A 7,546-nucleotide genomic window follows, 5' to 3' on the forward strand; every position below is an offset into this window, starting at 1 on the left:
GATTGTCGGGGCCTGAGACCGGATTTCGTTTGTGCAGGTCGGGTGTGCTGGCTATTGCAGGACGATGACATCCACGTTTCTCGTCTTCCTGGGCGCCGGCATCGGCGGCGCGCTGCGACACGGCGTCAACTACACCTCGCTGAAATGGCTGGGGACGGGTTTTCCCTATGGCACAATGGCCATCAATATTCTCGGTTCGGGGATCATGGGGCTGATCGTCGGCTGGCTCGCCTTCAGGGCGGGCGAGGGCTGGTCGCAACAGGCGCGCCTCTTCCTGACCACGGGCGTCCTGGGTGGATTCACGACTTTCTCGGCCTTCTCGCTTGAGGCCGTTCTGCTCTGGGAGCGCGGCCAACTGGGCTTCGCCACCATTTATGTTCTGGGCTCCGTCGCGCTGTCTCTGGCAGCGCTGGTCGGTGGGCTCGCACTCGTCCGGGGGCTATCATGAGGCAACGTGGCAAGGGCTCCGGCAGCAAGGGCTCCGGCGGCAAGGGGCAAACGGGTCGCGGCGGCAGGCCTCCCGCAGCCGGTGCCGGGAAGAAGCGGCCAAGCCATGACGCGCGCCGGCCGGCGCGCGCTTCGGGCCAGGCCAGGCTGGGCGAGGGCGAGGGCGAGGGCGAGGACGTCGCGCGCCGCGCACCGGTTGGCAGGTCGCCCGTGCAACGGGCACAGCGCCCAGCCGGACCGACGCGGGCCGAGGTCAAGGCCGTGACCGCAGAGGTGCTTGCCACCGGCGTTCAGCAACTCGTCGTGACGCCGGACGAGAACGAGATGCGGATCGATCGCTTCCTTGAGACACGCTTTCCGCAGCTGTCCTTCAGCCATATCCAGCGGATCGTCCGGAAGGGCGAGCTGCGCGTCAACGGCAAGCGCGCCGACAGCAAGGACCGGCTTGAGGCCGGCCAGACTGTGCGCATTCCGCCGCTGAAGCTCGAGCAGCAGGCGGAGCGTCCGCGGTCGGCCAGGGCCGATTCCGACACGGTCGAGTTCCTGCGCTCGATCACGCTCTACGAGGATGACGATGTCATGGTCCTCAACAAGCCTGCCGGCCTGGCCGTGCAGGGCGGCTCGGGCACCACGCGCCATGTCGACGGCATGCTCGATGCCCTGACCGGCAAGGACGGCCAGAAGCCGCGCCTCGTGCACCGGCTCGACAAGGATACGTCCGGCTGCCTCGTCATCGCCAAATCGCGCTTTGCGGCGGCGACGCTGGCAAAGACCTTTCGTTCGCGCTCGGCCCGCAAGGTCTACTGGGCGCTGGTTGCGGGCGTCCCGCGCGTCCGGCAGGGCCGGATCTCGACCTATCTCGCCCGCGAGGAAGCCTATGATGGCGATCAGCGGATGGCGGTCGCCAAACATGGCGACGACGGTGCGATGCATGCCGTGACCTATTACGCCGTGGTCGAGACCGCGGCGCAGAAGCTCGGCTGGCTCTCGCTGAAACCGGTGACCGGCCGCACCCATCAGTTGCGTGCGCATGCGGCCCATATCGGCCACCCGATCGTCGGTGATCCCAAATACTTCAACATTCAGAACTGGGAGCTACCGGGCGGCATCCAGAACAAGCTGCATCTGCTGGCTCGCCGCATCGTGCTGCCGCATCCGCGCGGCAAGGGCACGATCGATGTCAGCGCGCCGCTGCCGCCACATATGCGCCAGTCCTGGAACCTGCTCGGTTTCGAGGACGAGCGCTATGACCCGATCGTGGACGCGCCCGACGAGTAGGAGTTGGTGTTACCTTGCGTAAGAGAACGCTTGCGGAACAAAAACAGATATGTTCTAATTTTGTTCTCGTCACTCTTACGCAGGTGCTCCCATGACGCGTTTCGCCTTCGTTCTTGCCGGCCTGACCCTTTCGCTTGCCACATCTGCCGCTGCGCAGTCACCAACCGCCCCGCAAGCTGCTGCTGCAGCGGCGGATGAGCCTGTGCCGCGCGTCGAGCGCGCCAAGGCGCGGCAGGATTGTGTCGCCGAACATATTGCGCTGAGTGGCGACGATTTGCGCCAGGCCATGCGCGATTGCATGCAGGCAAAGTTTCCGGGCGTCCAACTCTATGCCCGCGATGGGCTGACGCGCGACGGCAAGCCCACGGCCGTGACGGCGCGTACCGCCTGCAAGACGGAGGCCGATGAGGGTGGCCTGACCGGCGCTGCGCGGCGCGACGCGCTGGCCGCCTGTTTCAAGGCGAAGCGGCCCGATCTGGCGGCTCGTGCCGAATGTCGCAAGGAGAGCCGCGCGAAAGGGCTCGATGGCGAGGACCTGCGCAAGGCGGTCGCGGACTGCGCCCGCGAGAGCCGTTCATGACGGAGCCGCGCCGGGTGCAGTGGATCGCAGTCGCGATCCACGGTAAAGCGCCTGCATGGACCTCGTCATATTCGATCTCGACGGCACGCTGATCGATTCAGCCGCCATCATCCTCGGCGCCCAGGTCGAGACCTTCAAGCGTTGCGGCCTGGTCTATCCAGGCCGCGAGGCGGGGCTCGGCATCGTCGGGCTGACGCTCGATATTGCGCTGATGCAGCTTGCGGGGCTGGAACGCCCCGACGACCAGCTGACGGAAACCTATAGGGAGGTCTTCGGCGCCATGCGGCGGCAGGCCGAGACCGATCCAAGCCTCGCCGAGCCGCTCTTCCCGGGCGTTGCCGCTATGCTGGACGCGCTGGTTGCGCGGCCCGATACGGTGCTCGGCATCGCGACCGGCAAGTCCCGTCGGGGCGCGGACTACATCGTCGAGCGCTATGGCTGGCGTCAGCACATGGCGACGATCCAGACGGCCGATGATGCACCGTCCAAGCCCCATCCCGACATGATCCTGCAGGCGATGAGGGAAACCGGCGCGCGACCGGAACGTACCCTGATGGTCGGCGACAGTTCCTTCGATATCCAGATGGCGGTTGCCGCTGGGGTCACGCCGGTAGCCGTCTCCTGGGGCTTCCAGCCGGTGGCATCCCTGCAGGCGCTCGGCGCGCGCCATGTCCTCACCGATTGTGCCGAGTTGACGGGCATCATTGACGGGCTCGCGGTGGCTGAGCCGACCTGAGGGCGGCGGCGAGGGCACTGCGACGTTCCGCTCCGATCGGGTTCCACAGTCTCTTCGCGCCGTCGGATCGGCGCGAAGACTGATCCATGTCCCCGCTTCGCTCCTTCGCGCCGACGTCCCGGTCGAACTGGAAATCGCCGCAAACTGTGCAGCCGAAACGCCCTGTCCGTAAGAGAGGCGCGCGGAGGTTCCGTCATCGCGGCGAGCAGGACGGCGTGCCGTCGAGCGGAAACCGATTCGGTGCCGGATTTCGACCGCGACCCGATGCATGGCGGCACTTCAGTAACATCCTCGCAACCACGTCCGATCAGGACCGTTTAACCTGAACAGAAGTTCAGATTTGGCCGTTAACCACCTGCTGGCGGGTGCCGCGTCATGGTGTTCCCACAACAGGAACGCACCGGCGCAAAATAAAGCTGGGCAGGAGTCGAACGATGATTGGTCATGAGCTCCGTGAATTCGTCGATCGCGTGATGGAAAAGCACGCGATCGACGATCAAGACACCAAGATGCTTCAGCGCGAAATCTTGGTCGATAGCGTGATGACGCGCGATGTCATCGATGTTCTGATTGCGCTGGATCGCGCGGTCGTCGCGACCAGCGCCTCCTTCGCCAATTACCTGGTCACTCTGGTCGTCGACTTCGCTGTCTGGGAAAGCCGCCCGACAGGCGTGATCGATCGCGAGAAGGCACATTGGCTGGTGACGACGCTCTCTGCTGGCGACGGCCCGACCGAAACGGCGCGACGCATTGCCTTCGAGATCGTGCGCGAGGCGGATCGCTGCGACGAGATGCTGATCGCCTTCGCCATGCGCAAGAGCACGTTCATGGTGCCGGGCCAGCGCCTCGAACGCGTTCTTCGGACGAACTGATCAGGCGGTCGCGCACAGCCCGCCGCCCATTCCCGAACTTTCGCATCAGTGGACGCGGGCTGCGGCCTCCAATAAACCCCGACTGTCACAGTGTTTTCAGACAGCCGGGAGACGCCACCCATGTTCACGAAGATTCTGATCGCGAACCGTGGCGAGATCGCCTGCCGTGTCATCAAGACGGCGCGGCGGATGGGCATCAAGACGGTTGCCGTCTATTCGGATGCCGACCGCGACGCGCTCCACGTCGAGATGGCGGATGAGGCGGTCCATGTCGGCGCGGCGCCCGCGGCCGAATCCTATCTGCTGATCGACAGGATCATCGCCGCCTGCAAGGCGACGGGGGCAGAGGCTGTCCATCCCGGCTATGGTTTCCTGTCCGAGCGCGAGGCCTTCGCCCAGGCGCTCAAGGATGCAGGTATCGTCTTCATCGGCCCCAATCCCGGCGCGATTGCCGCGATGGGTGACAAGATCGAGTCGAAGAAGGCGGCCGCCGCGGCAAAGGTCTCGACCGTGCCCGGCCATCTCGGCGTCATCGAAGATCCCACCGAAGCCGTGAAGATCGCCGACGAGATCGGCTATCCCGTGATGATCAAGGCCTCTGCCGGCGGCGGCGGCAAGGGCATGCGCATTGCCCATTCGGCCGGGGAAGTCGCCGAGGGCTTTGCCCGGGCGAAATCGGAAGCGGCGTCCTCATTTGGCGACGACCGCGTCTTCATCGAGAAGTTCATCGTCGACCCGCGTCATATCGAGATCCAGGTGCTTGGCGACAAGCACGGCAACGTCATCTATCTCGGCGAGCGCGAGTGCTCGATTCAGCGCCGCAACCAGAAAGTCGTCGAGGAGGCGCCGTCGCCGCTGCTCGACGAGGMGACCCGGCGCAAGATGGGCGAGCAGGCGGTGGCCCTCGCCAAGGCGGTGAATTATGATTCGGCCGGAACGGTCGAGTTCGTCGCAGGGCAGGACCGCTCCTTCTTCTTCCTAGAGATGAACACCCGGCTCCAGGTCGAGCATCCCGTCACCGAGATGATCACCGGCATCGACCTCGTCGAGGAAATGATCCGTGTCGCCTATGGCGAAAAGCTCCGGCTGACGCAGGCCGATGTCAAGCTGAACGGCTGGGCTGTCGAATCCCGCGTCTATGCGGAGGACCCGACCCGCAATTTCCTGCCTTCGACGGGGCGGCTGGTGACCTATCGCCCACCGGCCGAAGGTCCGGATGGCGAGGCGACCGTCCGCAATGACACCGGTGTCTTCGAAGGCGGCGAGATCTCGATCTATTACGACCCGATGATCGCAAAACTCGTGACCCACGCGCCGACGCGCGAGGCGGCGATCAAAGCGCAGGCCCGTGCTCTCGACGGTTTTGCCATCGAGGGCATCCGCCATAACATCCCGTTCGTCTCGGCGCTGATGCAGCATCCGCGCTGGATCGCCGGACACTTGTCGACGGGCTTCATCGCCGAGGAGTTTCCGGAAGGCTTCTCCCTGCCGCAGCCGAAGGGAGAGATAGCGCTGCGCATGGCCGCTATCGCGATCGCCTGCGACCACCGTCTCAACCAGCGCAAGCGACATGTCTCGGCCCAGATGGAGGGATGGCGCAAGGTCGAGTTCGAACGCACCCGCATCGTGACGCTCGGCGGTGAGCGCTTCGAGGGCATCGTGGCGGAGCAGGGCGAGACGATCCTCGTCAGCTTCGGCGACCGTTCATTGGCGGTCGCCTCCGAATGGCGGCCGGGTGAACCGGTCTGGCGCGGCACGCTCGATGGTGTCTCGATTGCGGCGCAGGTGAGGGCGATCCTCAACGGCGTATCGCTTGGCCATGCCGGAGCCTATGCCAGCGCCCATGTCTATACGCCGCGCGAGGCCGAGCTTGCCGCCCTGATGCCGKAGAAGGTTGCGGCCGATACCGGAAAATTCCTGCTCTGCCCGATGCCGGGGCTGGTCAAGACCGTGTCCGTGAAGGTCGGCCAGGAAGTCAAGGCCGGCGAGGCGCTCTGCATGGTCGAAGCGATGAAGATGGAGAACGTGCTGCGTGCCGAGAAGGACGTCACCATCGCGAAGATCCTCGCCAAGGAGGGCGATTCGCTCGCGGTCGATGCCGTGATCATGGAGTTCGCCTGAGCTTGAGGCGGCAGACCGCCTGCAGATAGAACGATTTGCTTTCCGTGGCGTCAGGCAGGAAAGTCTGTCCGGCCAAAGGGTGGCGGGGAGCTCTTCATGCTGACGATCTGGGGACGGATCAGTTCCATCAATGTGCAGAAGGCCGTCTGGGCGGCCGGTGAGGTTGGCCAGAGTTTTGAACGGGTCGATCTTGGCGGCGCGTTCGGCGGCAACCGCGAGCCGGCCTATCTGGCCAAGAACCCCAACGGCATGATCCCCGTTCTGGAGGATGGCGATGTCTGCATCTGGGAGTCCAGCAGCATCGTGCGCTACCTCGCGGCCCGCTATGGGGCGGGCTGGATCTGGGAGGAGGATCCCTCGCGCCGCGCCGAGGCCGATCGCTGGATGGACTGGATGATTGCCGAATTGCAGCCGGCGATGGCTCCGGCCTTCATCGGTCTGATCCGGACACCGGCGGAGAAGCGTGACATGGCTGTCATCGAGGCCTCCATCGCCAAGACGGAGGCGAAGCTGGACATCCTCGAGGCGCATCTGGCTTCACGTGATTACCTCGCCGGCTCGCGCTTCGGCATGGCCGATATCGCCGTTGCGCCGGGCGCGCATCGCTGGCTCAACATGCCGGTGCCGCGTGCGTCCCGGCCGAATGTCCAGCGCTGGTACGAGACAGTGGTGGCCCGGCCTGCTGCGAAGCCAGCGCTGCCCCTGCCGATCACGTGAGCGTGTCGCCGCCTTGCCCTCCCCGCAGAGCTTGACATGATGGTGACCATGACCCGCTTGGGAATTCTTGCATTCGGCATGGCGGCAATGGCTGCAGGAGGCGCTTGGGCGCAGTCGCCTCCCTCGAATCCGGTGCTATCGGCCGACCGCACGCAGATGGTGTCCTGCCTGAGCCAGAGCGGTGGGGCTGCCAGTTCCTGCATCGGGTCGGTGGCGGTGACCTGCGTACGAGAGGCTTCAGGCGATCGGCGTGCGGCCGAAGCCGATTGTGCGAGGCGAGAAGAGGCGGTCTGGCGCGAGCGCCTGACCTTCGCGAGTCTGGCGGTCATGCGCAATGCCGAAAGCGGCGCGCGGGGCCAGTTCGCTGCGCTTCAGGTCGCCTGGGAAGGCTATGCTGCGCAGAAATGCGCATTCTATGGGAGCATGCAGCCGTCTGTCCGCGTGGCCGGGATGCAGGCGGGCTGCATGTTGCGCGAGGTGGCCAGCCGTTCGCTCGAGCTCGAGCGAATGGTCGGCCAGCGCAATCCGGTGCGCCGCCCCTCCAATCCACCCAGCATTACCCGTTGAGCGTCGTTGCGTCGTTAACGCAGCGTCGTCTCGTCATCGGCTAGATCATCGGACCGGATATCGCATCCGGTGCAATGATCTAGATGCCGTAATGGGCCGGCGCTTCGAATAGCCATTTTGGGTGGCTGTCCCTCAGAATGATGGTGTTGAAAACGAGGTCCGAGCGATCGGCCTCAAGCATCATGAGAGGAACAGCCGTGGAGCATTATGCTGGAATCGATGTCTCTC

Annotated in this window: 8 protein-coding genes; all 8 read left to right on the forward strand. The window is 65.0% G+C overall.

Going from position 1 to position 7,546, the window contains the following annotated elements:
* The first annotated feature begins 64 nt into the window (after nucleotides 1-64).
* The 8 genes from crcB to AC1DGP_RS32775 all read left to right on the forward strand — a co-directional run bounded on the left by crcB (nucleotide 65) and on the right by AC1DGP_RS32775 (nucleotide 7,318).
* Nucleotides 65-448 carry a fluoride efflux transporter CrcB gene (crcB, locus tag AC1DGP_RS32740; RefSeq protein WP_441508487.1) on the forward strand — a complete coding sequence of 128 codons (384 nt, stop codon included), beginning with the start codon at nucleotides 65-67 and terminating at the stop codon, nucleotides 446-448.
* Complete coding sequence (locus AC1DGP_RS32745; protein ID WP_476833106.1) at nucleotides 445-1,725, forward strand: RluA family pseudouridine synthase; 1,281 nt, start codon at nucleotides 445-447, stop codon at nucleotides 1,723-1,725. Before crcB ends, AC1DGP_RS32745 begins: the two co-directional genes overlap by 4 nt.
* Nucleotides 1,726-1,816: 91 nt before the next feature.
* Nucleotides 1,817-2,305 (forward strand): hypothetical protein, encoded by a 489-nt coding sequence (locus AC1DGP_RS32750; RefSeq protein WP_441508486.1) that lies wholly within the window; start codon nucleotides 1,817-1,819, stop codon nucleotides 2,303-2,305.
* Nucleotides 2,306-2,360: 55 nt separating this feature from the next.
* The gene (locus AC1DGP_RS32755; protein ID WP_476833107.1) at nucleotides 2,361-3,041 is read left to right on the forward strand and encodes an HAD-IA family hydrolase; all 681 of its coding nucleotides are present in this window, start codon (nucleotides 2,361-2,363) and stop codon (nucleotides 3,039-3,041) included.
* Nucleotides 3,042-3,475: 434 nt separating this feature from the next.
* Entirely contained in the window at nucleotides 3,476-3,913 is a 438-nt protein-coding gene (locus tag AC1DGP_RS32760; RefSeq protein ID WP_441493274.1) for a hypothetical protein, read from the forward strand.
* Between the two features lie 120 nt (nucleotides 3,914-4,033).
* Nucleotides 4,034-6,034, forward strand: coding sequence for an acetyl-CoA carboxylase biotin carboxylase subunit (locus AC1DGP_RS32765; protein WP_476833108.1), 2,001 nt, complete (start codon nucleotides 4,034-4,036; stop codon nucleotides 6,032-6,034).
* A 96-nt stretch (nucleotides 6,035-6,130) separates the two neighbouring features.
* Entirely contained in the window at nucleotides 6,131-6,751 is a 621-nt protein-coding gene (locus AC1DGP_RS32770) for a glutathione S-transferase family protein (RefSeq protein ID WP_476833109.1), read from the forward strand.
* A 48-nt stretch (nucleotides 6,752-6,799) separates the two neighbouring features.
* A complete protein-coding gene (locus tag AC1DGP_RS32775; RefSeq protein ID WP_441508482.1) occupies nucleotides 6,800-7,318 on the forward strand; it encodes a lysozyme inhibitor LprI family protein in 519 nt (172 codons plus the stop codon).
* Nucleotides 7,319-7,546: the final 228 nt, after the last annotated feature.

The sequence above is a fragment of the Allobosea sp. 05T433 genome, from assembly GCF_056396065.1.

Bases quoted from the DNA above. Each gene is read 5' to 3' on its own strand.
- crcB (WP_441508487.1), top strand. From the start codon at position 65: ATGACATCCACGTTTCTCGTCTTCCTGGGCGCCGGCATCGGCGGCGCG.
- AC1DGP_RS32745 (WP_476833106.1), top strand. From the start codon at position 445: ATGAGGCAACGTGGCAAGGGCTCCGGCAGCAAGGGCTCCGGCGGCAAG.
- AC1DGP_RS32750 (WP_441508486.1), top strand. From the start codon at position 1,817: ATGACGCGTTTCGCCTTCGTTCTTGCCGGCCTGACCCTTTCGCTTGCC.
- AC1DGP_RS32755 (WP_476833107.1), top strand. From the start codon at position 2,361: ATGGACCTCGTCATATTCGATCTCGACGGCACGCTGATCGATTCAGCC.
- AC1DGP_RS32760 (WP_441493274.1), top strand. From the start codon at position 3,476: ATGATTGGTCATGAGCTCCGTGAATTCGTCGATCGCGTGATGGAAAAG.
- AC1DGP_RS32770 (WP_476833109.1), top strand. From the start codon at position 6,131: ATGCTGACGATCTGGGGACGGATCAGTTCCATCAATGTGCAGAAGGCC.
- AC1DGP_RS32775 (WP_441508482.1), top strand. From the start codon at position 6,800: ATGACCCGCTTGGGAATTCTTGCATTCGGCATGGCGGCAATGGCTGCA.